This is a genomic window from Streptomyces sp. bgisy159 (assembly GCF_965341775.1).
Taxonomy (GTDB): domain Bacteria; phylum Actinomycetota; class Actinomycetes; order Streptomycetales; family Streptomycetaceae; genus Streptomyces.
On sequence record NZ_CBDQZH010000006.1, the window covers coordinates 108,236 to 132,176 of the forward strand.

Consider the following 23,941-nt stretch of genomic DNA (forward strand, 5'->3'; position numbering starts at 1 on the left):
GCCAGGGCCCGTCCGGTCTTCGCGAGGGAGCCGTCGGCCGCGAGGAGCCGTCCGATCGCGCACGGGGCACACTCACCGAGCCGGGCCCGGTTCGACGATCACCCCGTCGCCGGGGGGCGAAGTCCGCGGCCCCCCGACGGTGGCCACCACGACGCCCACCGCCTCGTGGCCGGGGTGGTAGGGCAGACCGATGAACGGATGGTGTCCGGCGGCGTGGGTGTCGAATCCGGCGATCCCCGGCGTGGCAACGGGGGCGACGATCCGCAGCAGCACCGTGGGCAGTCCCGCACCGTCGACCTCGGCCGCCTCCAGGATCTCCCGGGGCACCTCGGCGAGGAAGGACCGCACCATCCTTACGTGATCGGCACTGCGCCTCTGCCGACCTCCACCATCGTCCCACGCGGGGATGCGCGATGCCCGGCGTCGTCACCGGGCACACGGTGTCCGGCCCGGCGGCCGGGAAACAGGGTTGTCGCGCGTCAGCGCCGTACGCGGGGCATGCCCAGGCCGATCCAGGAGATGATCTCGCGCTGGATCTCGTTGTTGCCGCCGCCGAAGGTGAAGATCACGGCCGAGCGGTAGCCGCGTTCCAGTTCGCCGTGGAGCACGGCGCCGGCCGAGCCCTCCTGGAGGGCGCCGGGTGCGGCGACGACCTCCAGGAGCCAGGCGTAGGCGTCACGGCGCGCCTCGGAGCCGTAGACCTTGACGGCGGATGCCTCCTGGGGGGTGAGGGTGCCGTTCTGGAGGGCGGCGACCATCCGCCAGTTGAGGAGTTTCAGGGCGTCGAGGCGGACGTGGGTCCGGGCCAGCAGGCGGCGCACCCACGGCAGGTCCAGCACCCGGCGGCCGTCGGCGAGTTTGGTCTCCGCGGCCCAGCGCTGCACGTCGTGCAGGGCGCGGATGGCCATGGTGCCGTGCGCGGCGAGGGTGACGCGCTCGTGGTTGAGCTGGTTGGTGATCAGTCGCCAACCCTCGTTCTCGGCGCCGACGCGGCGGGAGACGGGGACGCGGACGTTCTCGTAGTAGCTGGCGGTGGTGTCGTGCGAGGCGAGGGTGTGGATCAGGGTGCAGGAGTAGCCGGGGTCGGTGGTCGGGACCAGCAGCATGGTGATGCCCTTGTGCGGCGGGGCGTCCGGGTCGGTGCGCACCGCCAGCCACACCCAGTCCGCCGTGTCGCCGTTGGTCGTCCAGATCTTCTGCCCGTCGACGACGTACGTGTCGCCGTCGCGCACCGCCCGGGTGCGCAGGGCCGCCAGGTCGGTGCCGGCGCCGGGCTCGCTGTAGCCGATGGCGAAGTCGATCTCGCCGGAGAGGATGCGGGGCAGGAAGTACGCCTTCTGCTCGTCCGTGCCGTACCGCATGATCGTGGGGCCGACGGTGTTGAGCGCCATCAGCGGCAGCGGTACGCCGGCCCGCGCGGCCTCGTCGAAGAAGACGAACTGCTCGACGGGGGTCAGTCCGCGTCCGCCGTACTCCTTCGGCCAGCCGACGCCGAGCCAGCCGTCGGCGCCGAGGCGGCGGATCGTGGTGCGGTAGAAGCGCTTGGCGGCGACCGGGTCGACGTGCCGGGCGTAGGCGTTGTCGGGCACCAACTCGGCGAAGTAGTCGCGCAGTTCGGCGCGGAGCCGGAGTTGCTCGGGGGTGTGGTCGAGGTGCACGGCGCCTCCTGCGGGGCCCAAGGCCGGTCTCCTGACGGCGCCCACCGTAGAACGTGTTGCAGAAATTGGGAATGCCGGGGAGGCGGGAAGGGTGCGGGCACGCGGACGGCCCCCGGCGTGCGCCGGGGGCCGTCCGCTCGGTGCGGGTGGGGGGTTGGGCGTGGTCAGTGGGCGACGGGTGTCGCCCGGGTGACGGATGCCGTCCGTGCGGGCCTGGGCGCGAGCGCCCGTTCCGCCAGCTCCCCGAAGACCAGTCCGAAGGCGGTCCACAGGGTGGCCTGCACGGCGAGGGCCGCGAGGCGGAACTTCCACAGCAGGAGGGCCGGGAAATGGTCCGGCACCTCGTTGAAGGACGGCAGGAAGGCGTAGGCGAGGCCGACGGCGAGGACGAAGAACGCCCCTGCCGCGACCGTCGCGTTCCAGTTCCCGAGGCGTGGCGCCAGACGTCTGCCCAGGATGACGGTCCCGACGGCGAGCAGCACGCTCAGTACCACCATCAGGAAGTACAGCGATGTGCGCCGGCCGATGGTGTCGGCCTCGCCGACCGCCGGCGGGTTGGCGGGGTACTTCAGGAACGGCACCACGTAGACGGCGAGCAGGCCGGCGGCCGCGAGCAGCAGCGCACTCGCGCGCGGCCCGAAGCGTCCGGTCCGGCCGAGCGCGAAGCAGAACGCGAGGGCGGCGATGCCGCCGAACGCGACACCGTAGACGAGGACGCCGGTGGACAGGCCCGCGGTGGACTGCATCGTGCGGCTGACGGGTTCGCCGCCGCCGTGTTCGTGGGGGTGCGCCTCCTCGAAGGCGATGGCCGCGTCGACGTGCGGCTCGCCGAGGAAGTAGGCGACGACGAGGGCGAGCAGGCCCGCGGCGAGACCCGCGAGCATGCCGCGCACCAGGAGGGTGCGCACGGTTGCCGAGTTCATCGGTATGCCGGTTTCCTTCGCGGCCGTCAGTGGCACGGGAAGCCGAGCAGGTGGCGGGCGTCGTGCACCCATTCGTGGACGCCGTCGCCGGACGTCAGCGCGGTGGCGCCCTGCTCGGCGCCGACGAAGTAGAGCAGCACCAGCATCAGGATGCCGAAGAAGACCGCCCAGGGGGCGATCGCCGAGAGCGGCAGCTTGGCGGGTACGGCGGCGGGGGTGGGGGTGACGCTGGGCTGGACAGCGGACTGCGCCATGGCAGGACCTCCTGGGGAACTCGCGTCCCGGCTCGGTGGTGCACAGGACGACGGCGCGGGTCTGACTCATCCGCCTCCGCACGCGCGTGCGACAGCGGACTCACAGTGGCGCGACCGTGCCGGACTTCCACCGGCTTCCGCGTGACCGTCGTCGATATCGCCCGAGACCGTACCGCGAAACCGCAGTTCGGGCCAAGGGCGCGTGGCGTGACGGCGGACGCGCCCCCTTCGCGCGCGACGCAGTGGACGGGCCGCGGCGGCGGCTCCGGGCGGCGAGGAGGGCGAACCGCCGCCGGACCGAGGGCAGATGGTGCGGGCGTACCCGAGGGGGCGGGGCGGGTACCGAGGGGACGTCGGGCCGGCCGGGGCGGTGGCCGGCCGAGGACGGCCGGATCGGGTCTCCGGTCGCAGTGAGGAGGGTCGACGGAAGGCGCAAGTAGGCTTCGCACAGGGTGAGTTGGCGCGCGGGAGGGCGACGGGCTCGACCGGCTCGGCGGGCCGACGCGCGCCGCCGCGACGGTGTCGCGACCCTCTCCGGTACGGCCGAACCGGGGGCCGGTGCGGCGGGCCGACGGGGCGTCGCCGGAGCGGTGGGGTCGTATCGAAGCGGCGTCACGTTCCTGCCCGTTCGGCCTCCCCGGCGAGACGAAGATCACTTCGTCGGCCGGGGTGCCGAGCGCTGTGAGACCGTCGGTCGCCGAGAGAGGTGCTCGGTGAGGAGAGGTGCCCTGTGACGGTCCGGCTGGTCCTGGTGTCACCCGCGCTCAGCGAGGCCCTGCGCGAGGCCCGCTTCGACGACGGCCGCCCCCTGGATCCGGTGGGGCTACGACGGGCGAGGGAGGCGGCGGGCACGCTGCCCGGGGCCGGGCCTGCCTTTGCCTCGCCCACCGTCCGGTGCCGCGAGACGGCCGCCGCGATGGGGCTGGACGCGGTCGAGGATCCGGCACTGGCGGCGCTGGACGCGGGGCGCTGGCGCGGGGAGACCCTCGCGGAGGTGGGGGCGCGTGAGCCGGCGGCGCTGGCCGCCTGGCTGGGCGACCCCGGGGCCGCGCCGCACGGCGGGGAGTCGGTGCGGGCGGTGTGCGACCGGACGGCGGCCTGGCTGGACGCGCTGCCGGAGCGGGTGGGGCGGGCGGTCGCGGTGATCGAACCCGAGCTGGTCCGGGCGGCGGTGGTACGCGCCCTGGGCGCACCGGACGAGGCCTTCTGGCGTGCCGACGTCCCGCCGCTGACGGCGGTGGAACTCAGCGGCCGGGCGGGGCGGTGGAACGTACGGATGGGACGGCCCCTGGCCCCGCTCGACGGGGACACTTAGCGAGCGTGCGCCGTCCTTGCCCCCCACAGGGGCCCCGGACGCCCGCCCGTCAGGAACTAGACCAGCGTGTCCAGGAAGTCGGTGCAGGCGCGGGCGCAGGTGCGGCAGGCTCTGGCGGCCTCCTCGGCGCCCGGTTCCGCGTCGAAGACGTGGGCGCTCTCCAGACAGACGGCGCGGCACCATTCGAGCTGGGCTCGCAGGCCGCTCTCGTCGAGGTGGGTCTGCTCGGCGAGCACCCGGCAGGTCGCGTCGCAGGCCTCGGCGCACATGATCCCCTTGCGTCGGGCGGGCTCGTGCTGTCCGGATCCACTCGGGTCCACGAGGCTCGCACGCGTCGCGCAGACACGCGCACACTCGGTGCACGCCTGCGCACACGCGAAGCGTTCCTCCAGGAACCGGTAGAGCTCCTGTTGGGAAGGCGACGTAGTCACGGCGCACGGGTAGCCCCGCGCCCCCGCGCCAAACCCCCGGTTCCCTCCCCCGGTACGGCCCGCACGGGCGCGGCGACGGTCGGTGAGGGTGCACCACGGCGTGGTTCGCGTCCGGTTGCAGGGGTATTCGCCTGATATGAGTAGCGCATCCATGCAGATGGCCGCCACCAGCGGCCTGCTCAGCCTGGCGCTGTTCGCGGTCGGCGTGGCCCTGCTGGCCATGCTGGGCGGCGCCTTCTGGCTGGGCTCGCGAATCAAGCTGCGGGAGCCGCCGTGCCCGCGCCCCGAGGAACAGCCGCACGTGCCCCCGGGCGGCCCGGTGCACGAGATCCGGGAGAGCCGGGAGCCCGAGGACGTGCCCCCTACTCCCGAGGGCGGTCGTCCACTGACGCCCTACGAACTGTCCAACATGAGGACCCGGCCCGGCACGTCGACGAAACGGCCGCGCTGGAGCAAGGGCTCCAGCGGTTCGTTCGGCGGCGGCGGCCTCGGCGCGCACTGAGCCGCGCGCCCGGCCCCGCGGCCGGTACCCCTCGCCCACCCCGCGGAACGGAAGTGAGATGCATGGCCGGCCCCGGCCGCAGCAGCCTGCCACTGCCCGACTACGACCATCTGCCGATCGGCGGCCTGGAGAGCCGGGTGCGCTCCCTGTCCGCCGGCGAGGTGGAGGAACTCCTCGCGTACGAGCGGACGCACGCCGACCGGCTTCCGATCACCGAGGTGCTGACGTCCCGGCTGGAGCGGTCGGACGCGGGTGCCGAGCCGACGTCCGGCGATCCGGGCGCCCTGCGTCCCGAGCAGTACGAGCGGCGGACCGGCTCCCCGGTGTCGCCGGCGACCTCTCCGCAGCCCTTCAGCCCACCGCCGCACGGCACCCCGGACCAGCGGGGCAAGCCCAAGGGCGACCGCGTCTGAGGTGAGACCCTCCGCCCGGCGCGCCCGTGCGGAGGGAGTACGGGCGCGTACCCCGGGCGCGGGGCCCTTCGGCCTCCGCGCCCGGGGTGTGTGCGCACCGGCGCCCGGTCACCGGCTGTCGCTGGTGTCCGTCGTGTCGGTCAGGGCGGCCCGGCCGGCCTCCAGCCGGGCGGCCGGGATGCGGAACGGCGAGCAGGAGACGTAGTCCAGGCCCGCCCGGTGGAAGAAGTGGATCGACCGCGGGTCACCGCCGTGCTCGCCGCACACCCCGGTCTCCAGGCCGGGGTTGACGGCCCGGCCGGCGTCGACGCCCAGTTCCACCAGCCGACCCACGCCCTCCTGGTCGAGGGTCTCGAACGGCGACACCTCGAACACGCCCTTCTCGATGTAGAGCGGGAAGAAGGACGCCTCGGCGTCGTCGCGGGACAGGCCCCAGGTGGTCTGCGTGAGGTCGTTGGTGCCGAAGGAGAAGAAGTCGGCGGACCGGGCGATCCGGCCGGCGGTGAGCGCGGCCCGCGGCAGCTCGATCATCGTGCCGATCGGGCAGTCCAGCGCGGTGCCGGTCTCCGCGGCGACCTCGGCGAGGACCCGTTCGGCCTCGGCGCGCGCCAGCCGCAGCTCCTCGACGGTCCCGACGAGGGGGATCATGATCTCGGCGCGGGGCCGGCCGCCGGCGGCGAGCCGCCGTACCGCCGCCTCGGCGATGGCCCGCACCTGCATGGCCATCAGGCCCGGCACGGCCAGGCCCAGCCGCACACCGCGCAGGCCCAGCATCGGGTTCTGCTCGTGGATGCGCTCGACGGCCTCCAGCAGGTCGAGGTCGTGGGGGTCGGGTGCCTCGGCCCTGGCGATGCGGACGGCGAGTTCGGTGCGGTCGGGCAGGAACTCGTGCAGCGGCGGGTCGATCAGGCGGATGGTGACCGGCAGGCCGTCCATCGCCTCCAGGATGGCGGTGAAGTCGTCGCGCTGCAGCGGCAGCAGGGCGGCCAGCGCCTGCTCGCGCGCGGTGTCGTCGCGGGCCAGGATCATCGCCTCGACGAGTTCCCGGCGCTCCCCGAGGAACATGTGCTCGGTGCGGCACAGTCCGATGCCCTGGGCGCCGAGGGCGCGGGCGCGGACGGCGTCCTCCGGGGTGTCGGCGTTGGCCCGCACCTCCAGCCGGCGCACGGCGTCGGCGTGGTCCAGGGCCTCCAGGACGGCGGCGGTGAGCCTGCCGGTGGCCGCTCCGGTCTCCAGAGCGCCCGCCACCTCGGAGTCGGTGAGCGGGAGGGCGCCGAGGTGGACGGTGCCGGCGGTGCCGTCGACGGAGACGACGTCGCCCTCGCGGACGACGAGGCCGGCCGCGGTGGTGAACCGCCGGGCCTCGGTGTCGACGGCGAGCTGCTCGGCGCCGCACACGCACACCTTGCCCATGCCGCGGGCGACCACGGCGGCGTGGCTGGTCTTGCCGCCCCTGCTGGTGAGCACCGCCTGCGCGGCGATCATGCCGGGCAGGTCGTCGGGCGTGGTCTCGCGGCGCACCAGCACGGTGGCCTCGCCGTCGGCGGCCCGCCGTACCGCCTCGGCGGAGTCGAAGACGACGGCGCCGACCGCCGCGCCGGGCGAGGCGGGGACACCGTGGGCGAGCGGCTCCTGCGCGGAGGTGGTGTCGAAGCGGGGGAACATCAGGCGGGTCAGCGCGGTGCCGTCGACGCGCATCAGGGCCTCGTCGGCGCTGATGGCGCTCTCCTCGCGCAGGTCGTGGGCGATGCGGAAGGCGGCCTCCGCGGTGCGCTTGCCGACGCGGGTCTGCAGGATCCACAGCTTGCCGCGCTCGATGGTGAACTCGATGTCGCACAGGTCGCGGTAGTGGTGCTCCAGGGTGCGCATGTGGTCGCCGAGCTCGACGTAGGCGCGCGGGTCGAGTTCCTTCAGGGCGTGCAGGGGCAGCGCGTCGCGGACGCCGGAGACGACGTCCTCGCCCTGGGCGTCGGGCAGGTAGTCGCCGTAGACGCCGCGTTCGCCGGTGGCGGGGTCGCGGGTGAAGGCGACGCCGGTGCCCGAGTCGTGGCCGAGGTTGCCGAAGACCATGGCCTGCACGTTGACGGCGGTGCCGAGGTCGTCGGGGATGTGTTCGCGGCGGCGGTAGACGCGGGCGCGTTCGACGTTCCAGGACTCGAAGACCGAGCGGATGGCGCGGGAGAGCTGTTCGGCGGGGTCCTGCGGGAAGTCCTCACCGGTCTCCCGGCGCACGATGTCCTTGTACTCCTCGGTGAGCAGGACCAGTTCCTCGGTGTCCAGCTCGTCGTCGGCGGTCACCTCGCGCCGGGCCTTGTGGGCGGCGAGGGCGTGCTCGAAGAGATCGCCGTCCACGCCCATCACCGTGCGGCCGAACATCTGCACGAGGCGGCGGTAGGAGTCCCAGGCGAACCGCTCGTCGCCGGACGCCTTCGCCAGACCGTGCACGGAGTCGTCGTTGAGGCCGATGTCGAGGATGGTCTCCATCATGCCGGGCATGGAGAACCGGGCACCGGAGCGGACGGACACGAGCAGCGGGTCGCCGGCGGCGCCCAGGCTCCGGCCCATGGCGTGCTCCAGGCCGGTGAGGGCGCGGGCGGCCTCGGCGGCGAGCTCGGGGGGCTCCGCACCGGTGGCGAGGTACACCCGGCAGGCCTCGGTGGTGACGGTGAACCCGGGCGGCACGGGCAGCCCGAGCCGGGTCATCTCGGCCAGTCCGGCCCCCTTGCCGCCGAGCAGGGCGGCCATCTCCCGGCTGCCCTGGGCGAAGGTGTACACGTACTGCGTGGACGTGGTCATCAGGACTCGACCTCTCGGATGTGCGCTACGACGGCTCTCGGACGAGGGTGGGGCGGCTCTCTCGGGGGGTGGGCGGGTGGCTCTCGGGGGCCGGCGCCGGGGGTCCGGCGGGCGCTCGGTGCGGCCGGCTCTCAGGTGTGGGGTACCACGGCGACGGGACACCCTGCGTGGTGGATGACCGCGTGGGTGACGGGTCCGGTGCGCGGGCCGGCCGGGCGGTCGGTGACGCGGCGGCCGACGACCAGGAGCCCGGCCGAGGAGGCCGCGCGGATCAGCGGCGACGCGGCGCGGCCCTCGGTGAGGGTGGACTCGACGTCGACCTCGGGGTACTTCTCGCGCCAGGGCTGGAGCACGGCGGTCACGAACTCCTGCCACTCCGCCAGCCGCGCGGGCCCGTCGGCCAGGGCGATCTCGCCGGGGCCGAGTCCCGCGGTGGCCGCGACCGGTCCGAAGGCCGCGGGCTGCGGGACGGCGTGCAGCACCCGCAGGCGGGCGCCGCGCGCACGGGCGGTCTCGAAGCCGAAGGCGATGACCTCGTCGCACGGGTCCCCGACGTCCAGGCCCAGCACCACGTCGCGGTAGGGCGTGCGGACGCCGGGGCTGCCGTCGGCGGCCGGGAGGTGCTCGTCGGCGGCCTCCTCGCCCGCGCGGACCAGCACGACGGGCAGCTCGGCGCGGGCGACGACGCCCAGCGCGACCGAGCCGACGAGGAAGCCGGTGAAGCCGCTCAGGCCGCGCGAGCCCAGTACCAGCAGCTCGGCGCCGTGCGAGGCGGTCAGCAGGGCGCCGGTGGCCGGGCCCTCGACCTGCCGGTCCTGGAGGGCGACGACGCCCGGGCAGGTACGGCGGATGCGGTCCTCTGCCTGGCGCAGGGCCCGCCGGGCCAGATGGCGCACGGCGGCGCCGGTCGGGGCGTCGTGGGGTCGCGGGTGCCAGTTCCACGCGTGGACCAGCCGCAGCGGCCGGTCCCTGCGTACGGCCTCGCGGGCGGCCCACTCGGCGGCCGCCAGGCTCTCGGGCGATCCGTCCACTCCGGCGATGACGGGTGGCAGCATGCGCGCACCTCCTGCGCTCCGTTGCGCTCGGTCGTTGTCTCCGCTTGCCAGCGTCGTCCCGCGGCCGGGGCGGCAGGTAGGGGCCGCCAGGGCTCCGGGCGGGGTCCGTTCGGCCCTGCGGGACGGGACGGGACGGGACGGGACGGGACGGCCGCGGCGGGAGTGGAACGCGTGGACGTACGCGCGGTACGGCGTGCGGCGTCGGTGCTGCCCGGCGGTGGGCTACGCGAGGCGCCGCGCCGTCCTCAGTGCCTGTTCGGCGTAGGACCGGCCGAAGAGCACCGCGTGGACCAGGAGCGGGAAGAGCTGGTGGAGGCCCACGCGTTCGGGCCGGCCGGCGGACAGCGGGGCGACCGACCGGTAGCCGTCCAGGACGTCGTCCAGGTGGGGGCAGCCGAACAGGTGGAGCATCGCGAGGTCGGTCTCGCGGTGGCCGCCGTGGGCGGCGGGGTCGATGAGCCAGGCGCGGCCGTCACCGTCCCACAGGACGTTGCCGTTCCAGAGGTCGCCGTGCAGCCGTGCGGGCGGTTCCGGTGGGCCGGCCAGCTCGGGCAGCCGTTCGCAGACCCGTTCCACGACGGCCGCCTCGCCCGCGCGGATCGTGCCGGTGTCGACGGCGGTGCGCAGGTAGGGCAGCACCCGGTGGTCCGCGTACCAGCGGGGCCAGTCGTCGCCGGTGACGTTGCGCATCGGGGCCCGCCCGATGTACGCCTCCCGGGGCCCGTCGGGCGGGGGCGCGCCGAAGGCGGGGGCGCCTGCCGCGTGCAGCGCGGCCAGTTCCCGCCCGAACCGTGCGGCGCCCTCGGGGCTCGGTCGGCCGCCGGGCACCCGGTCGGTCACCAGCCACCGGTCGTCGTGGCCGTGCACCGCCGGTACGGGGACGGTGTCGGCGTCGGCGAGCCAGCGCAGCCCGGCCGCCTCGGCCCGTACCGCGCGCGGCGCGTCACCGCGTTTGACGATCACGGTGCGGCCGTCGGCGAGGGTGACTTCGGCGAGCTCGCCGGACAGCGGTCGCAGGCGGACGGCCGGGGCGCCGGCGAAGCGGGCCGCGGCGGCCGAAGGGCCGTTGCCGGAGGGGTCGTCGGTGGAAGGGCCGTCGGTCAAGGCGTCGTCGTCGGACGGGCCGTCGGTGAAGGCGTCGTCGTCGGACGGGCCGTCGTCGGAGGGTGGGCGGGCCGCGGGCACGACGCCCAGCGTACGACCATCCCGGCGGCGGGCCACTCGGCGCCCAGGGACGCGCCACCCGCCACCGGACACAGGGGGCGGCCGGGGGTGCGGGCGCTTCAGCCCTGGGACCGGGGTCTTTCGGCCCCTGTGGTGCGGGGGCCGCGGGGCGGAGGGTGGCGGGTATGAGGGCGCGGGATTCGATCGTCGTCGTCGGCGTCGGCAACGACTTCCGGCAGGACGACGGGGTGGGCTGGGCCGTGGTGACCCGGCTGCGCGAGCGGGCCGGCGACGGTCCGACGGCCGGGCCGGTCCTCGCCACCTGCGACGGTGATCCGGGGCGGCTGATCGGACTGTGGGCGGGGGCCTCGCTCGCCGTGGTGGTGGACGCGGCGCACGCCCATCCGGGCCGTCCGGGCCGCGTGCACCGGCTGGAGCTGGCCGCGGGCGGCCCGGCCCGTCCGTCGTCGACCAGCTCGCACGGGCTCGGCCTGGGTGAGGCGGTGGAACTGGCCGGCGCACTGGACCTGTTGCCCGAGCGGCTGGTGGTGTACGCGGTGGAGGGCGCCCGGACGGACTTCGGGACCGGACTGAGCCCGGCGGTCGCCGCGGCCGTGGAACCGCTGGCCGAGGCCGTCGAGGACGAGATCGCCCGGTATCGCGCGGTGGCGCCCGGGAGGCCGGCATGAGCGTGCGGCACTTCGAGGTGTACGGGACCGTGCAGGGCGTCGGCTTCCGGCCGTTCGTGTACCGCACGGCGGCGGGCCTGGGCCTGGCCGGATGGGTCGCCAACATCAACGGGCACGTGGAGGGCGAGGTGGCCGGTGCCCCGGCAGCCATCGAGGAGTTCGCGAGCCGGCTGCGCGCCGACGCGCCGGCCCTGGCCCGGGTGCGCCGGGTGCGGCTGACCCCGGGCGCGGGGCAGCCGTCGTACGCGCGCGGGTTCCAGGTGCGGCGCAGCACGCCGGTGCCCGGGGACACGTCCGCGCGCGAGGTGCCGCCGGACGCGGCCCTGTGCGACAACTGTCTGCGGGAGCTGCGCGACCCGGCCGACCGGCGCTACCGCTACCCGTTCATCAACTGCACCGACTGCGGGCCGCGCGCCACGATCATCGAGGACCTGCCCTACGACCGGGTCCGCACCACCATGCGCCGCTTCCCGCTGTGCGCGCGCTGCGCGGCCGAGTACGCCGATCCGGGCGACCGGCGCTTCCACGCCGAGCCGGTGGCCTGCCCGGTGTGCGGCCCGACGCCGGCGTGGGAGGACCTGCGCGGCGAGCGGGCGCTGCGCGCCGCGGTGGCGGCCGTCGCGGCCGGCCGGATCGTCGCGGTGAAGGGCCTGGGCGGCTACCAGCTGGTGTGCGACGCGACCGACGAGCGGGCCGTGGCCGAGCTCAGGCGGCGCAAGGGGCGGCCGGCCAAGCCGTTCGCCGTGATGGTCGCGGACCTGCCGGCGGCCACCCGGCTCGCCCGGATCAGCACCTCGGAGAAGCGCGCGCTGACCGCGCCGGAGCGCCCGGTCGTCCTGCTGGCGCGCCGGCCGCACCGCGGCCGCGGACGCCCGCCGCTGGCGGCCGGGGTGCACCCGGGGCTGTCCCGGGCGGGTCTGTTCCTGCCCACCACCGGGCTGCACCAGCTGCTCCTGGACGAGCTGGCCCGGCCGCTGGTGGTGACCAGCGGCAACCTCTCCGACGAGCCGATCGCCGTCGACGACGAGGCCGCCCGGCGGGACCTGGCGGCCGTGGCGGACGGCTTCCTCACCCACGACCGGCCGATCCGCTCCCGCTACGACGACTCGGTGGTGCAGTTCGCCGGGCAGGTGCGGGTGACCGTCCGCCGGGCCCGCGGTCTGGCCCCGGCGCCGCTGCCGCTGGAGTCGCCGGTGCCGCTCGCCGCGGTCGGGGCCCAGCTGAAGCACACGTTCACGCTGGCCGCCGACGGCCGGGCCCATCTGGGCCCGCACACCGGCGACCTCTCCGACGTGGCGACGCACGAGGCGTTCCAGGCCTCGTACGACCATCTGCGCAGGCTCACCGGCATCGAGCCGGCCGTCGTCGCCCACGATCTGCACCCCGGCTACCTGTCGACGCAGTGGGCGCAGGAGCGGCCGCTGCGCCGCATCGCCGTGCAGCACCACCACGCGCACGTCGCGGCGTGCGCCGCCGAGCACGGGGTGCGCGGGTCGTTCCTCGGAGTGGCGTACGACGGGCTGGGGCTCGGCGACGACGGCACACTGTGGGGCGGGGAGATCCTGGTCGCCGATCTGGCCGGGTACCGCCGTGCGGGCCGCTTCGCGACCGCGCCGCTGCCCGGCGGCGAGGCGGCCGTGCGCCATCCGGCCCGCACGGCCCTCGGCCAGGTGCTGGGCGGCGAGCCGCTGGGCTCCCCGCCTCCCGGGCCGTGGCTGCTGCGGCCCTTCCTGGACGGCCTGGACCCGGCCGAGTTCCGTGCCGTGCGGACGATGGTGGAGCGGGACGTCAACTGCCCGCGCGCCTCCAGCGCGGGACGGCTCTTCGACACGGTGGCCGCGCTGCTCGGCCTCGCCGGCGGGCGGATGTCGTACGAGGGGGAGGCGGCCGTGCGGCTGGAGGCGGCGGCCGGCGAGGAGCGGGCCGTGCCGCTGGAGCACCGGCTGGCGCGGGTGGCCGGGCTGTGGGTGTACGACCCCCGGCCGACCCTCGTCGACCTGCTGCGCAGGCGGCGGCGCGGCGAGCCGGCCGGGTCGCTGGCGGCTGCCTTCCACCAGACCCTGGCGGTGGTGACCGGCGAGCTGGTCGGCCGGGTGGTGGCCGAGGGCGGGCCGCGGACGGTGTGCCTGGGCGGGGGCTGCTTCGTCAACCGCCGGCTGCTGACCGACGTACGGCGGCGGCTGCACGCGCAGGGGCTGCGGGTGCTGGTCGGGGGGCAGGTACCGGTGGGGGACGGCGGAATCAGCTTCGGGCAGGCCGCGGTCGCCGCGGCGCGGTTGGCGCGGTCGGCACGGGAAGGATGAGGGCGATGTGTCTGGGTGTTCCGGGCCGGATCGTCGAGGTCCACGAGGAGGCGGGGCTGCGGATGGCGACCGTCGACTTCGGGGGCATCCGGCGCGAGGCCTGTCTGAGCTGCACGCCCGAGGCGGGCGTGGGCGCCTATGTGATCGTGCACGTCGGTTTCGCCATCAGCCGGGTCGACGAGGCGGAGGCCGAGCGGACGCTGGCGGTGCTGCGGGCCATGGCGGGCGCGGTCGAGGGCGAGCTGGGCGAACCGCTGCCGTAGGGCCGGCGGCATGGCCCGGCCCGGCGTCACCACCGCCTCCGTGCCTTCCCCGCTCCCGGCTCGGCGTCGGTAGCGGCGTCGCGTCGGCGTGGGCACCGGTCGTGCCGGCGGCGCGCGGCCCCGGCACGGCCCGGCAGGCACCGGTCGGCCCCCCGGCCAGGGCCGGTCAGCCCCTGCCGCGGACCGGGTGCCCGGGACGAACCTGACGGTGGAGGCACCCGTAGTTTCCCGGGACCTGGGAGGAGCGTCATTCATGGACGTCGCCCGAGACGAACTGGTCATCGATCGCGCGGGACTGGACGCGCTGGTCAGGGTCCTGGTGGGGCGGGGGCGGACGGTGATCGGGCCCACCGTGCGGGACGGGGCCGTGGTACTGGCGGAGCTGACCTCGGCGGAGCAACTGCCGTACGGCTGGGGGGTGGAGCTGGAGGCCGGCCGCTACCGGCTGGTGCGGCGGGCCGACGGGGCAGCGTTCGCGCACAGCGCGGGACCGCAGTCCTGGAAGACCTTCCTGCACCCGGCCCGGGAGCGGCTGTGGAGCGCCGACCGGACGGCCGACGGATCCGTCGAGTTCCGGGCCGAGGAGCCCGAGGCGCCGTCGTACGCGTTCCTCGGGGTGCGGCCCTGCGATCTGCGGGCCATCGCGATCCAGGACCGGGTGCTGACCGGGGGCCGGTACGAGGACACCGGCTACGGCGCGCGGCGGCGCGGAGCGTTCCTGATCGCCGCGGAGTGCACCGAGCCGGGCGCGACCTGCTTCTGTGTGTCGATGGGCGGCGGGCCGGCCGCCGACGCCGGTTTCGACCTGGCGCTGACCGAGACGGTGGACGAGGAGGGCCACCGGTTCCTGGTGCGGGTGGGCAGCGCCGACGGCGCGGAGCTGATGGCCCACGTGCCGCACGAGCGGGCCGGCGCCGGTACGCGCGAGAGCGCGCGAGCGGCGGTGGACGGGGCCCGGGAGCGGATGGGGCGGTCGATGCCCCCGGTCGACCTGCGGGAGCTGATGGGCGCGAGCCTTGACGCGGACCGCTGGGACGACGTCGCCGCCCGCTGTCTGACCTGCGGGAACTGCACGATGGTGTGCCCGACGTGCTTCTGCGTGACCACGGAGGAGGTCACCGACCTCACCGGTGACCACACCGAGCGCTGGCAGCAATGGGACTCCTGCTTCGACCTCGACTTCTCCTATCTGCACGAGGGCCCGGTGCGTTCCTCCGGCCGTGCCCGCTACCGGCAGTGGCTCACCCACAAGCTGTCCACCTGGTACGACCAGTTCGGCTCGTCGGGCTGTGTGGGCTGCGGACGCTGCATCACCTGGTGCCCGGCCGGCATCGACATCACCGAGGAGGCCGACGCCCTGCACACCGAGCTCGCGGCGAGGACGGAGGGCGGGCGATGACTCCCCGGAGCACGCTGCGGCTGGCGAACGCGCTGCCGCCGGACCACCGCGAGGTGCTGCTGCGCATGGCCCGCGAGGTCGAACTGGCCCCGGGCACACGCCTGTTCGACGAGGGCGGCGCGGCGGACCGGTTCTGGGTGCTGCGCGAGGGGACGGTGGCGCTGGACATGCACGTACCGGGCCATCCGACACCCGTGGTGGAGACCCTCGGCGAGGGTGACCTGGTGGGCTGGTCGTGGCTGTACGAGCCGTATGTGTGGCACCTGGGCGCGCAGGCGGTCAACCGGGTGTCCGCGTGGGAGTTCGACGCGGTCGCCGTGCGCGGGATGTGCGCCGACGACGCCGCGTTCGGTCGGGCCGTCGGTCACTGGGTCGGCCGGGTGCTGTCGCACCGGCTGAACGCGGCCCGGGCCCGGCTGGTGGACCTGTACGGGGCGCATGTGACGGGGGGCCCGCGATGACCGCCGTGCCCGTCCCCCACCGCGTGGCCGACCGGGTGCGGGAGACCGCGGAGACGGTCACGCTGCGGCTGGAGCCGTTCGCGGAGCCGCTGGCCGAGTTCGCGCCGGGGCAGTTCGCGATGGTGCACTGCTTCGGGCGGGGCGAGATCCCGCTGTCGGTGAGTTCCGTGCAGGCCACGGGCGGCCTCGCCCACACGGTGCGGGCGGTGGGCGCGGTCTCCGAGGGCCTGTGCGCGGCTCGCGTCGGCGACGTCGTGGGGCTGCGCGGCCCGTACGGCACCAGCTGGGGCCTTGAGCGGGCCCGCGGCCGGGACGTGCTGGTGGTGGCCGGCGGCATCGGGCTGGCCCCGCTGCGGCCGCTGATCCTGCGCGCCCTGGCCGAGCCGGGTGCGTACGGACGGGTCAGCGTGGTCGTGGGGGCCCGCACCCCCGCCGACCTGGTCTTCGCGGCGGAGCCGGCCGGCTGGCCGACGGCGTACACCGGGGTGACGGTCGACTGGCCCACCCCGCACTGGCGCGGCGACGTCGGCGTGGTCACGCAGCTGCTGGGCCGCGCCCCGTTCGACCCGGCCCGCACGGTCGCGTTCGTCTGCGGGCCGGAGCCGATGATCCGGGCCACCGCCCGTGAGCTGTCCCGGCTGGGTGTCCCCGCGGAGGGGATCAGGGTGTCGCTGGAGCGCAACATGCGCTGTGCGACCGGGCACTGCGGGCACTGTCAGCTCGGTGGGCTGCTGGTGTGCCGGGACGGGCCGGTCGTCGGCTGGGACCGGGCCGAACCGCTCCTGTCGGTGAGGGAGTTGTGAGATGAACACGCCCAAGCTGGCCGTGTACAAGCTGGCCTCCTGCGACGGCTGCCAGCTCACCCTGCTGGACTGCGAGGACGAACTGCTCGCGCTGGCCGGACGGGTCGACATCGCGCACTTCCTGGAGGCGTCCAGCGCGGTGACGGGCGGGCCGTACGACCTGGCGCTCGTGGAGGGCTCGGTCACCACGGAGCGGGACGCGGAGCGGGTCCGGGAGATCCGGGCCGCCGCCCGCCGCCTGGTGACGATCGGTGCCTGCGCCACGGCCGGCGGCATCCAGGCGCTGCGGAACTTCGCCGACGTCGAGGAGTACCGGCGGGTGGTGTACGCGCACCCGGAGTACATCTCCTCGCTGGCGACCTCCACGCCCGTGTCGGACCATGTGCAGGTCGACTTCGAGCTGCGCGGCTGCCCGATCGACAAGCGGCAGCTGCTGGAGGTGATCACCGCGTTCCTGGTCGGCCGCAAGCCCGACGTGCCGAACCACAGTGTGTGCTTCGAGTGCAAGCGGCGCGGCGCGGTCTGTGTCATGGTCGCCGAGGGCAAGCCCTGCCTCGGGCCGGTGACGCACGCCGGGTGCGGGGCGCTGTGTCCGGCCTACGGGCGCGGCTGCTACGGCTGCTTCGGCCCGTCCGGGTCGGTGAACCTGCCGGCGCTGATCCCGGTGCTGCGCTCGGACGGCCTCGACGACGCCGCCGTGGAACGCCTCCTGACAACCTTCAACGCCGCCGCCTTCGCGAAGGAGCAGGACCGATGACACACCGCGGATCACGGGTACTGCACGTCGGGGCGCTGACCCGGGTGGAGGGCGAGGGCGCGCTGCGGCTGGACGTGTGCGACGGTACGGTCACCGGGGCCCGCCTGGACATCTACGAACCGCCGCGGTTCTTCGAGGCGTTCCTGCGCGGCCGCTCCTACACCGAACCGCCGGACATCACGGCGCGGGTGTGCGGCATCTGCCCGGTGGCGTACCAGATGAGCGCGTGCGCGGCCGTCGAGGACGCGTGCGGGGTGGAGGTCCCCGAGCCGGTCCGGGCGCTGCGCCGGCTGCTGTACTGCGGCGAGTGGATCGAGAGCCACGCGCTGCACATCCACCTGCTGCACGCCCCGGACTTCCTGGGCCGGCCGAGCGCCATCGACCTGGCGCGCACCCACCGGGCGGAGGTGGAACGGGGGCTGCGCCTGAAGAAGGCGGGCAACGGGCTGATGGAACTGCTGGGCGGGCGGGCCGTGCACCCGGTCAACGTGCGGCTGGGCGGTTTCCACCGGGCCCCGGCCCCGGACGAGCTGCGCCCGTGGGCCGAGGAGCTGCGGCGGGCGCTGGACGACGCCTGGGGCACGGTGCGCTGGGTGGCCGGGTTCGACTTCCCGGACGCGGACACCGGCGCCGACCTGCTGGCGCTGGCCGCGCCGGACACGTACGCCATCGAGGGCGGCACGCCGACCGCGCTGCGGGCCGACGGCGAGCGCTTCTCCTTCCCGGTGCGCGACTTCACCGAGCGGATCACCGAGACACAGGTGCCGCACTCGACGGCGCTGCACTCGCGCCTGGACGGCCGGCCTCATCTGACCGGGCCGCTCGCCCGGTACTCCGTCAACGGGCGGCAGCTGACGCCGGTGGCCCGCCAGGCGGCCCTGGAGGCCGGGCTGGGCGACCCCCACGCGGGGACCGGCTGCCGCAACCCGTTCCGGTCCATCCTGGTCCGGGCGGTGGAGGCGGTGTACGCGGTGGAGGAGGCGTTGCGCATCGTCGAGGGCTACGAGCCCCCGGAGCGCCCGTACGTCGAGGTGCCGCCGGTCGCGGGCACCGGGCACGGGGCGACGGAGGCGCCGCGCGGGACGCTGTACCACCGCTACCGGCTGGACGCGGCGGGGCTGGTGGCCGACGCTCTGCTGGTCCCGCCGACCGCGCAGAACCAGGGCGCGATCGAGGCCGACCTGCTGCGCCTGGCGCAGCGGGCGCTGGACGCGCGCGCCGACGGTGAACCGACCGACGCGGAGCTGACGGATCTGTGCGAGCGGGCGATCCGCAACCACGATCCGTGCATCTCCTGTTCCACCCATTTCCTCGACCTGACGGTCGTCCGTACCTCAGCGCACCCCTCGGGAGGTAGCGATGCCTGAATCCCCGTACCGAGTGAGCGACGTGATGACGCACACCGTCGTCGCCGTCGGCCGTGACGCCCCCTTCAAGGAGATCGTCGAGCTGTTCGACCAGTGGAAGGTCAGCGCCCTGCCGGTGCTGGAGGGCGAGGGCCGGGTCGTCGGCGTGGTGTCAGAGGCGGACCTGCTGCCCAAGGAGGAGTTCCGGGCCACCGACGACGGCCTCGTCCTGGACGCGCAGCAGCTGATGGAGCGCGCCAAGGCCGGCGGGACCACGGCAGGCGACCTGATGAGCAGCCCCGCGGTGACCGTCCACGCGGACGCCACGCTCGGCGAGGCCGCCCGGATCATGGCGCGCCGGCACGTCAAGCGGCTGCCCGTGGTGGACCGGGTGGGTCTGCTGGAGGGCGTGGTCAGCCGCGGTGACCTGCTGAAGGTGTTCCTGCGCTCCGACGAGGAGATCGCCGAGGAGGTCCGGCACGACGTGCTGACCCGGATGCCGCTGACCACCGCGCTGACGGTGTCCGTGGCGGACGGCGTGGTCACCGTGCACGGTGTCCTGCCGGACCGCGCCCTGGTCCCGGTGGTGGCGCGGGCGGTGCGCGCCGTGGAGGGTGTCGTGGACATCCGGCTGGATCTGACCCACCGATGAAGTACCTCGACGAGTACCGCGACCCGGTGCTCGCCCGGCGCCTGCTGGACGAGTTGCGGGGAGCCGCGACGCGCCCGTGGCGGATCATGGAGGTGTGCGGCGGTCAGACCCACACCCTGGTCCGCCAGGGCATCGACGAGCTGCTGCCCGCCGGGATGCGGATGATCCACGGTCCGGGCTGCCCGGTCTGTGTGACCCCCCTGGAGACCCTGGACCGTGCGATGGCCGTCGCGGCCCGCCCGGAGGTGATCCTGACCAGTTTCGGCGACATGCTGCGGGTGCCCGGCACGGACACCGACCTGCTGTCGCTGCGGGCGCGCGGCGCGGACGTGCGCGTGGTGTACGCGCCGATGGACGCGGTGCGGCTGGCGGCGCGGCACCCGGAGCGCGAGGTGGTGTTCCTGGCGGTCGGCTTCGAGACGACGGCGCCGGCCAACGCCACGGCGGTGCTGCACGCGGCCCGGCTGGGGCTGACGAACTTCTCGCTGCTGGTCAGCCATGTGCTGGTGCCGCCCGCGATGACGGCACTGCTTCAGGACCCGGACTGCGAGGTGCAGGCGTTCCTGGCGGCCGGGCACGTGTGCGCGGTGATGGGGTGGCGGGAGTACGAGCCGATCGCCGCCCGGTACCGGGTGCCGATCGTGGTGACGGGGTTCGAGCCGCTGGACCTGCTGGAGGGGATCCTCCTGGCGGTCCGGCAGCTGGAGGCGGGCCGGCACGAGGTGGAGAACCAGTACGTGCGGGCCGTGCGCCGCTCGGGCAACACCGCGGCGCAGGACGCGGTCCGGGAGGTGTTCCGGGTGACCGACCGGGCCTGGCGGGGCATCGGTCCGCTGCCCGGCAGCGGGCTGGAGCTCACCGAGGGGTACGAGCGCTTCGACGCGGCCCGGCGGTTCGACGTGGGCGGGCTGCGGCCGGTGGAGGACGCCCAGTGCATCGCGGGGGCGGTCCTCACCGGGGCGAAGCTGCCCACGGACTGCCCGGCGTACGGGGTGCGCTGCACGCCGCGGCATCCGCTCGGTGCGCCGATGGTGTCGTCGGAGGGCACCTGTGCCGCCTTCTACGCGGCGGGGCGTACCGCCGCCCGCGATCAGGTGAGGAGTCCGGCATGACCTTCGACTGTCCCCTCCCCCGTCATGACGACGAGGTGGTGCTGCTGGGCCACGGTGCCGGCGGGCGGCTGACCGCCGAGTTGCTGGACCGGCTGATCCTGCCCGCCGTGGCCGAGGACACCGGCCCGCTGGAGGACGCGGCGCTGCTGCCCGGGCATCCGGACCTGGTGATCAGCACCGACGGTTTCGTGGTCAGCCCGCTGTTCTTCCCCGGCGGGGACATCGGGTCGCTGGCGGTGCACGGCACGGTGAACGACCTGGCGATGCGGGGGGCGTGGCCGCTAGCGCTGTCCGTGGCGCTGATCGTGGAGGAGGGGCTGCCGCTGGCCGAACTGCGCGCGGTCATGGCGTCCCTGGGCAAGGCGGCGCAGGACGCCGGGGTGCCGGTGGTCACCGGGGACACCAAGGTGGTGGGCCGGGGGGCGGCGGACCGGCTGTTCGTCACCACGACGGGCGTCGGCCGGCGGCACGAGACGCTGCGCCCGTCCGCGGCGCTGGCCCGGCCGGGTGACACGGTGCTGCTGTCGGGGCCGGTCGGGCTGCACGGCACCACCGTGCTGTCCACCCGGGAGGGGCTGGGCTTCGAGACCGGCATCGCCTCGGACACCCGGCCGCTGCACCGGCTGGTCAGGGCGCTGGCGCCGGTCGGGGAGGCGGTGCACGTGCTGCGCGATCCGACCCGGGGCGGGCTGGCCGCCGCGCTGAACGAGATCGCCCGGGACTCGCGGGTGGCGGTGGAGATCGAGGAGGCCGCGGTGCCCGTGCCGGAGGCGGTGGCCTCGGCCTGCGATCTGCTGGGCCTGGACCCGCTCGTGGTCGCCAACGAGGGGTGTCTGGTCGCGTTCGTCTCACCGGAGCGGGCCGAGGAGGCGCTGGCCGCGCTGCGGTCGCTGCCGGAGGGGGCCGGGGCCGTGCGGATCGGGGAGGTGCCGGCCGGGGGCGCGCCGGGGCGGGTGACGCTGCGGACGCTGGTCGGGGCGCGGCGCATCGTGGACATGCCGCTGGGCGAGCAGTTGCCCCGGATCTGCTGACGTCGCCCCGCCCGTCCCGCGGTCACGGCTTCTCCGGGGCTGCCGGCACGGGCTCCCGCGGGCTCCGGCCCCGGCTGCCTGCGCCGGGCACCGGACGGGGTCCGGCCGCCCCGGGACGGGTGACACGGGCTCCCGCGGTCACCGGTCCGCGGGGCCCGTAGACGTGGGACTGCCGCATGCCCTTCCGGTCTCCGCCCCCGCCCCGCAGGTGCCGGCGCGGGGCCGTGTGCGGGCGGGGGCGGGAGGAAAAGCCGGCCGGGGACTCAGCCGGGGCGGCCGGGATCGCGTTGGGCGGCACGGTGGCGGACGGTGTGGGCGTGGGTGAGGGCGATGACGAGGAAGACGGCCAGGACGGCCGCCGGGGCGCCGGCCGTCGCCGGCCAGGACCCCGGGGTGCCGGGGCGGGCGGTCGCCAGGAGCGCCGCGGCCGTGGCCGTGAGCAGCCCGGTGACGACGAGGACGGCCACTGTGCGGCGGGAGCGGGTGGGGTCCGCCGGGAGCGGCCCGCCCCCCAGGCGGTCCCACCCGCGTGCCGCCTCCCGCAGCTCGCGGCGCCGCTGGACGACGGCCCGGGCCCGCAGGGCCACCGCGGTGGCGGCCCCGGCGGCGGCCCAGGTGCCGTGGATCCACCAGGCGTCGACCAGCAGCAGGAGCACGGCCAGGGCGCCGGTCGCGCCCCATCCGGTGACACAGGAGGCGGCGGCCGTACGGCGGGAGACCGGACGGTCGGCTCCGGCGCGCAGGTCGGCCAGCGCCGGCACGTACCAGACACAGCCGGAGGCGGTCAGCGTCGTGGCTCCCAGGGCGAGGACGGCGTGTGCCACGACTAGCTCACCGCCGCTTCGAGTTCGGCCCGGCGCGCCGCCTCGAACTCGGCGATCTCCGGGTGGTGCAGGTCGAACGCCGGGGACTCGCTGCGGATGCGGGGCAGCCGGGCGAAGTTGTGGCGCGGGGGCGGGCAGGAGGTCGCCCACTCCAGGGAACGGCCGTAGCCCCACGGGTCGTCGACGCCGACGGGCTCGCCGTACCGGGCGGTCTTCCAGACGTTGTAGAAGAACGGCAGCAGCGACAGGCCGAGGACGAACGAGCCGATGGTGGACAGGGTGTTGAGGACGGTGAAGCCGTCCGCCGCGAGATAGTCCGCGTACCGGCGCGGCATGCCCTCCACGCCCAGCCAGTGCTGGATCAGGAAGGTGAGGTGGAAACCGGCCGTCAGCGTCCAGAAGGTGACCTTGCCGAGCCGCTCGTCGAGCATCTTGCCGGTCATCTTCGGCCACCAGAAGTGGAATCCGGCGAACATCGCGTAGACCACCGTGCCGAACAGCGTGTAGTGGAAGTGCGCGACGACGAAGTAGGTGTCGGAGACGTGGAAGTCCATCGGCGGGGAGGCCAGGATGACGCCGGTCAGGCCGCCGAAGGTGAAGGTGACCAGGAAGCCGGTCGCCCACAGCATCGGTGTCTCGAAGGACAGCGAGCCCTTCCACATCGTGCCGATCCAGTTGAAGAACTTCACGCCGGTCGGCACGGCTATCAGGAACGTCATGAAGGAGAAGAACGGCAGGAGCACACCGCCGGTGACGTACATGTGGTGCGCCCACACGGTCACCGACAGGCCGGCGATGGCGATGGTGGCGCCGATCAGGCCCACGTAGCCGAACATCGGCTTGCGGGAGAAGACCGGGATCACCTCGGAGACTATGCCGAAGAACGGCAGGGCGAGGATGTACACCTCGGGATGGCCGAAGAACCAGAACAGGTGCTGCCACAGCAGGGCCCCGCCGTTGGCCGGGTCGAAGACGTGGGAGCCGAACCTGCGGTCGCACTCCAGGGCGAACAGCGCGGCGGCCAGCACCGGGAAGACCAGCAGGACCAGGACACCGGTCAGCAGCACGTTCCAGGTGAAGATCGGCATGCGGAACATGGTCATGCCGGGGGCGCGCATGCAGATGATGGTGGTGATGAAGTTGACCGCGCCGAGGATCGAGCCGAACCCGGACAGCGCCACACCCATGATCCACATGTCGGCGCCGACGCCCGGCGAGTGCACGGCGTCGGACAGCGGCGCGTACAGGAACCAGCCGAAGTCGGCCGCGCCGTCCGGGGTGAGGAAGCCGCCCGCGGCGATCAGGGAACCGAACAGGAACAGCCAGTAGGCCAGCATGTTCAGCCGGGGGAAGGCCACGTCGGGGGCGCCGATCTGCAGCGGCATGATCCAGTTGGCGAAGCCGGTGAACAGCGGCATCGCGAAGAGCAGCAGCATGATCGAGCCGTGCATGGTGAACGCCTGGTTGAACTGCTCGTTGGACACGATCTGCAGTCCGGGCCGGGCGAGTTCGGCGCGCATCAGCAGCGCCAGCAGGCCTCCGACGATGAAGAACACGAACGCGGAGACCAGGTACATCGTCCCGATCTTCTTGTGGTCCGTGGTCGTCAGCCAGTCCGTCCAGGGCGGTCGGGCCGCCGCCCTCGCCGCCGTCTGCGGGCTCCCGGTCACCGGCGGCGTGGGTGCCGTGGGTCCCGCGTGTTGTGTCTGTACCTCGTCCACCGGACGGTGTCCCTCCCGATCATGTCGTACCCGGCCCTTCCGGCCGCCGCCTCATGATCGTGGCTGGGT

The 23,941-nt window shown here is 74.7% G+C and carries 24 protein-coding genes, 1 pseudogene and 1 riboswitch; of the genes and pseudogenes, 14 read left to right on the forward strand and 11 right to left on the reverse strand.

Annotated features, from left to right (window positions below):
• Nucleotides 1-72 precede the first annotated feature (72 nt).
• The 5 genes and pseudogenes from ACSLTV_RS08740 to ACSLTV_RS08760 form a co-directional block, all read right to left on the reverse strand.
• Nucleotides 73-234, reverse strand: a complete 162-nt coding sequence (locus ACSLTV_RS08740) for an alcohol dehydrogenase catalytic domain-containing protein (protein ID WP_435611955.1) — start codon at nt 232-234, stop codon at nt 73-75.
• Nucleotides 229-357, reverse strand: a pseudogene (locus ACSLTV_RS08745) (carbohydrate ABC transporter permease); the annotation flags it as partial. The pseudogene ACSLTV_RS08745 and the gene ACSLTV_RS08740, both read right to left, overlap by 6 nt.
• Nucleotides 358-479: 122 nt before the next feature.
• Nucleotides 480-1,658: an acyl-CoA dehydrogenase family protein gene (locus ACSLTV_RS08750; RefSeq protein ID WP_432157729.1), complete on the reverse strand. Its 1,179-nt coding sequence runs from the start codon at nt 1,656-1,658 to the stop codon at nt 480-482.
• A 164-nt stretch (nt 1,659-1,822) separates the two neighbouring features.
• On the reverse strand, nt 1,823-2,581 hold the full coding sequence (locus ACSLTV_RS08755) for a CbtA family protein (protein ID WP_432157727.1): 759 nt from the start codon (nt 2,579-2,581) through the stop codon (nt 1,823-1,825).
• 26 nt (nt 2,582-2,607) lie between these two features.
• Nucleotides 2,608-2,835 (reverse strand): CbtB domain-containing protein, encoded by a 228-nt coding sequence (locus tag ACSLTV_RS08760; protein ID WP_432138450.1) that lies wholly within the window; start codon nt 2,833-2,835, stop codon nt 2,608-2,610.
• A gap of 35 nt (nt 2,836-2,870) precedes the next feature.
• A riboswitch (cobalamin riboswitch) is annotated at nt 2,871-3,027 on the reverse strand.
• Nucleotides 3,028-3,565: 538 nt separating this feature from the next.
• Between ACSLTV_RS08760 and ACSLTV_RS08765 the strand changes: the two genes are divergently transcribed.
• On the forward strand, nt 3,566-4,150 hold the full coding sequence (locus ACSLTV_RS08765) for a histidine phosphatase family protein (RefSeq protein WP_435611931.1): 585 nt from the start codon (nt 3,566-3,568) through the stop codon (nt 4,148-4,150).
• Nucleotides 4,151-4,206: 56 nt separating this feature from the next.
• Here the strand turns inward: ACSLTV_RS08765 and ACSLTV_RS08770 are convergent, their stop codons facing one another.
• Nucleotides 4,207-4,581, reverse strand: coding sequence for a ferredoxin (locus ACSLTV_RS08770; RefSeq protein WP_432138448.1), 375 nt, complete (start codon nt 4,579-4,581; stop codon nt 4,207-4,209).
• A 136-nt stretch (nt 4,582-4,717) separates the two neighbouring features.
• Between ACSLTV_RS08770 and ACSLTV_RS08775 the strand changes: the two genes are divergently transcribed.
• Nucleotides 4,718-5,083 carry a DUF6479 family protein gene (locus tag ACSLTV_RS08775; protein WP_432138447.1) on the forward strand — a complete coding sequence of 122 codons (366 nt, stop codon included), beginning with the start codon at nt 4,718-4,720 and terminating at the stop codon, nt 5,081-5,083.
• Nucleotides 5,084-5,145: 62 nt separating this feature from the next.
• On the forward strand, nt 5,146-5,496 hold the full coding sequence (locus ACSLTV_RS08780; protein WP_435611932.1) for a hypothetical protein: 351 nt from the start codon (nt 5,146-5,148) through the stop codon (nt 5,494-5,496).
• Between the two features lie 108 nt (nt 5,497-5,604).
• On the opposite strand, the gene ppdK is transcribed toward ACSLTV_RS08780, so the two are convergent.
• The 3 genes from ppdK to ACSLTV_RS08795 all read right to left on the reverse strand — a co-directional run bounded on the left by ppdK (nt 5,605) and on the right by ACSLTV_RS08795 (nt 10,451).
• On the reverse strand, nt 5,605-8,292 hold the full coding sequence (ppdK, locus tag ACSLTV_RS08785; protein WP_432138445.1) for a pyruvate, phosphate dikinase: 2,688 nt from the start codon (nt 8,290-8,292) through the stop codon (nt 5,605-5,607).
• A 131-nt stretch (nt 8,293-8,423) separates the two neighbouring features.
• The gene (locus ACSLTV_RS08790; RefSeq protein ID WP_432157724.1) at nt 8,424-9,347 is read right to left on the reverse strand and encodes a universal stress protein; all 924 of its coding nucleotides are present in this window, start codon (nt 9,345-9,347) and stop codon (nt 8,424-8,426) included.
• Nucleotides 9,348-9,569: 222 nt separating this feature from the next.
• Nucleotides 9,570-10,451, reverse strand: coding sequence for a fructosamine kinase family protein (locus ACSLTV_RS08795; RefSeq protein ID WP_435611956.1), 882 nt, complete (start codon nt 10,449-10,451; stop codon nt 9,570-9,572).
• Nucleotides 10,452-10,696: 245 nt separating this feature from the next.
• Here ACSLTV_RS08795 and ACSLTV_RS08800 point away from each other — a divergent pair, with 245 nt between their 5' ends.
• From ACSLTV_RS08800 to hypE, 11 genes are all read left to right on the forward strand, one after another.
• The gene (locus tag ACSLTV_RS08800; RefSeq protein ID WP_435611933.1) at nt 10,697-11,200 is read left to right on the forward strand and encodes a hydrogenase maturation protease; all 504 of its coding nucleotides are present in this window, start codon (nt 10,697-10,699) and stop codon (nt 11,198-11,200) included.
• Nucleotides 11,197-13,503 carry a carbamoyltransferase HypF gene (gene hypF, locus ACSLTV_RS08805; RefSeq protein WP_432138442.1) on the forward strand — a complete coding sequence of 769 codons (2,307 nt, stop codon included), beginning with the start codon at nt 11,197-11,199 and terminating at the stop codon, nt 13,501-13,503. The genes ACSLTV_RS08800 and hypF overlap by 4 nt, the downstream gene beginning before the upstream one ends.
• 5 nt (nt 13,504-13,508) lie before the next feature.
• The gene (locus ACSLTV_RS08810) at nt 13,509-13,766 is read left to right on the forward strand and encodes a HypC/HybG/HupF family hydrogenase formation chaperone (protein ID WP_432138441.1); all 258 of its coding nucleotides are present in this window, start codon (nt 13,509-13,511) and stop codon (nt 13,764-13,766) included.
• A 253-nt stretch (nt 13,767-14,019) separates the two neighbouring features.
• A complete protein-coding gene (locus ACSLTV_RS08815; RefSeq protein WP_432157722.1) occupies nt 14,020-15,165 on the forward strand; it encodes a 4Fe-4S dicluster domain-containing protein in 1,146 nt (381 codons plus the stop codon).
• Complete coding sequence (locus tag ACSLTV_RS08820) at nt 15,162-15,626, forward strand: Crp/Fnr family transcriptional regulator (RefSeq protein WP_432138439.1); 465 nt, start codon at nt 15,162-15,164, stop codon at nt 15,624-15,626. Before ACSLTV_RS08815 ends, ACSLTV_RS08820 begins: the two co-directional genes overlap by 4 nt.
• On the forward strand, nt 15,623-16,429 hold the full coding sequence (locus ACSLTV_RS08825; protein ID WP_432138438.1) for an FAD/NAD(P)-binding protein: 807 nt from the start codon (nt 15,623-15,625) through the stop codon (nt 16,427-16,429). The genes ACSLTV_RS08820 and ACSLTV_RS08825 overlap by 4 nt, the downstream gene beginning before the upstream one ends.
• Before the next feature lies 1 nt (nt 16,430).
• Complete coding sequence (locus tag ACSLTV_RS08830) at nt 16,431-17,186, forward strand: oxidoreductase (protein ID WP_432138437.1); 756 nt, start codon at nt 16,431-16,433, stop codon at nt 17,184-17,186.
• Complete coding sequence (locus ACSLTV_RS08835; protein WP_432138436.1) at nt 17,183-18,553, forward strand: Ni/Fe hydrogenase subunit alpha; 1,371 nt, start codon at nt 17,183-17,185, stop codon at nt 18,551-18,553. Before ACSLTV_RS08830 ends, ACSLTV_RS08835 begins: the two co-directional genes overlap by 4 nt.
• On the forward strand, nt 18,546-19,184 hold the full coding sequence (locus tag ACSLTV_RS08840) for a CBS domain-containing protein (protein WP_432138435.1): 639 nt from the start codon (nt 18,546-18,548) through the stop codon (nt 19,182-19,184). The genes ACSLTV_RS08835 and ACSLTV_RS08840 overlap by 8 nt, the downstream gene beginning before the upstream one ends.
• Nucleotides 19,181-20,296: a hydrogenase formation protein HypD gene (gene hypD / locus ACSLTV_RS08845; RefSeq protein WP_432138434.1), complete on the forward strand. Its 1,116-nt coding sequence runs from the start codon at nt 19,181-19,183 to the stop codon at nt 20,294-20,296. The genes ACSLTV_RS08840 and hypD overlap by 4 nt, the downstream gene beginning before the upstream one ends.
• A complete protein-coding gene (hypE, locus tag ACSLTV_RS08850) occupies nt 20,293-21,327 on the forward strand; it encodes a hydrogenase expression/formation protein HypE (RefSeq protein WP_435611934.1) in 1,035 nt (344 codons plus the stop codon). Before hypD ends, hypE begins: the two co-directional genes overlap by 4 nt.
• Before the next feature lie 263 nt (nt 21,328-21,590).
• Here the strand turns inward: hypE and ACSLTV_RS08855 are convergent, their stop codons facing one another.
• Together ACSLTV_RS08855 and ctaD are read right to left on the reverse strand one after the other, a co-directional pair.
• Nucleotides 21,591-22,151 carry a hypothetical protein gene (locus tag ACSLTV_RS08855; RefSeq protein ID WP_432138432.1) on the reverse strand — a complete coding sequence of 187 codons (561 nt, stop codon included), beginning with the start codon at nt 22,149-22,151 and terminating at the stop codon, nt 21,591-21,593.
• Nucleotides 22,152-22,153: 2 nt separating this feature from the next.
• A complete protein-coding gene (gene ctaD, locus ACSLTV_RS08860; RefSeq protein WP_432138431.1) occupies nt 22,154-23,821 on the reverse strand; it encodes an aa3-type cytochrome oxidase subunit I in 1,668 nt (555 codons plus the stop codon).
• Between the last annotated feature and the right edge of the window lie 120 nt (nt 23,822-23,941).

What these genes read in the sequence shown, in the direction of transcription:
- ACSLTV_RS08840 (WP_432138435.1), top strand. Translation starts at nt 18,546, where the DNA reads ATGCCTGAATCCCCGTACCGAGTGAGCGACGTGATGACGCACACCGTC.
- ACSLTV_RS08825 (WP_432138438.1), top strand. Translation starts at nt 15,623, where the DNA reads ATGACCGCCGTGCCCGTCCCCCACCGCGTGGCCGACCGGGTGCGGGAG.
- ppdK (WP_432138445.1), bottom strand. Translation starts at nt 8,292, where the DNA reads ATGACCACGTCCACGCAGTACGTGTACACCTTCGCCCAGGGCAGCCGG.
- ACSLTV_RS08830 (WP_432138437.1), top strand. Translation starts at nt 16,431, where the DNA reads ATGAACACGCCCAAGCTGGCCGTGTACAAGCTGGCCTCCTGCGACGGC.
- ACSLTV_RS08775 (WP_432138447.1), top strand. Translation starts at nt 4,718, where the DNA reads ATGAGTAGCGCATCCATGCAGATGGCCGCCACCAGCGGCCTGCTCAGC.
- hypE (WP_435611934.1), top strand. Translation starts at nt 20,293, where the DNA reads ATGACCTTCGACTGTCCCCTCCCCCGTCATGACGACGAGGTGGTGCTG.
- ACSLTV_RS08760 (WP_432138450.1), bottom strand. Translation starts at nt 2,835, where the DNA reads ATGGCGCAGTCCGCTGTCCAGCCCAGCGTCACCCCCACCCCCGCCGCC.
- hypF (WP_432138442.1), top strand. Translation starts at nt 11,197, where the DNA reads ATGAGCGTGCGGCACTTCGAGGTGTACGGGACCGTGCAGGGCGTCGGC.
- ACSLTV_RS08815 (WP_432157722.1), top strand. Translation starts at nt 14,020, where the DNA reads ATGGACGTCGCCCGAGACGAACTGGTCATCGATCGCGCGGGACTGGAC.
- ACSLTV_RS08810 (WP_432138441.1), top strand. Translation starts at nt 13,509, where the DNA reads ATGTGTCTGGGTGTTCCGGGCCGGATCGTCGAGGTCCACGAGGAGGCG.
- ACSLTV_RS08835 (WP_432138436.1), top strand. Translation starts at nt 17,183, where the DNA reads ATGACACACCGCGGATCACGGGTACTGCACGTCGGGGCGCTGACCCGG.
- ACSLTV_RS08790 (WP_432157724.1), bottom strand. Translation starts at nt 9,347, where the DNA reads ATGCTGCCACCCGTCATCGCCGGAGTGGACGGATCGCCCGAGAGCCTG.
- ACSLTV_RS08755 (WP_432157727.1), bottom strand. Translation starts at nt 2,581, where the DNA reads ATGAACTCGGCAACCGTGCGCACCCTCCTGGTGCGCGGCATGCTCGCG.
- ACSLTV_RS08800 (WP_435611933.1), top strand. Translation starts at nt 10,697, where the DNA reads ATGAGGGCGCGGGATTCGATCGTCGTCGTCGGCGTCGGCAACGACTTC.
- ACSLTV_RS08780 (WP_435611932.1), top strand. Translation starts at nt 5,146, where the DNA reads ATGGCCGGCCCCGGCCGCAGCAGCCTGCCACTGCCCGACTACGACCAT.
- hypD (WP_432138434.1), top strand. Translation starts at nt 19,181, where the DNA reads ATGAAGTACCTCGACGAGTACCGCGACCCGGTGCTCGCCCGGCGCCTG.
- ACSLTV_RS08820 (WP_432138439.1), top strand. Translation starts at nt 15,162, where the DNA reads ATGACTCCCCGGAGCACGCTGCGGCTGGCGAACGCGCTGCCGCCGGAC.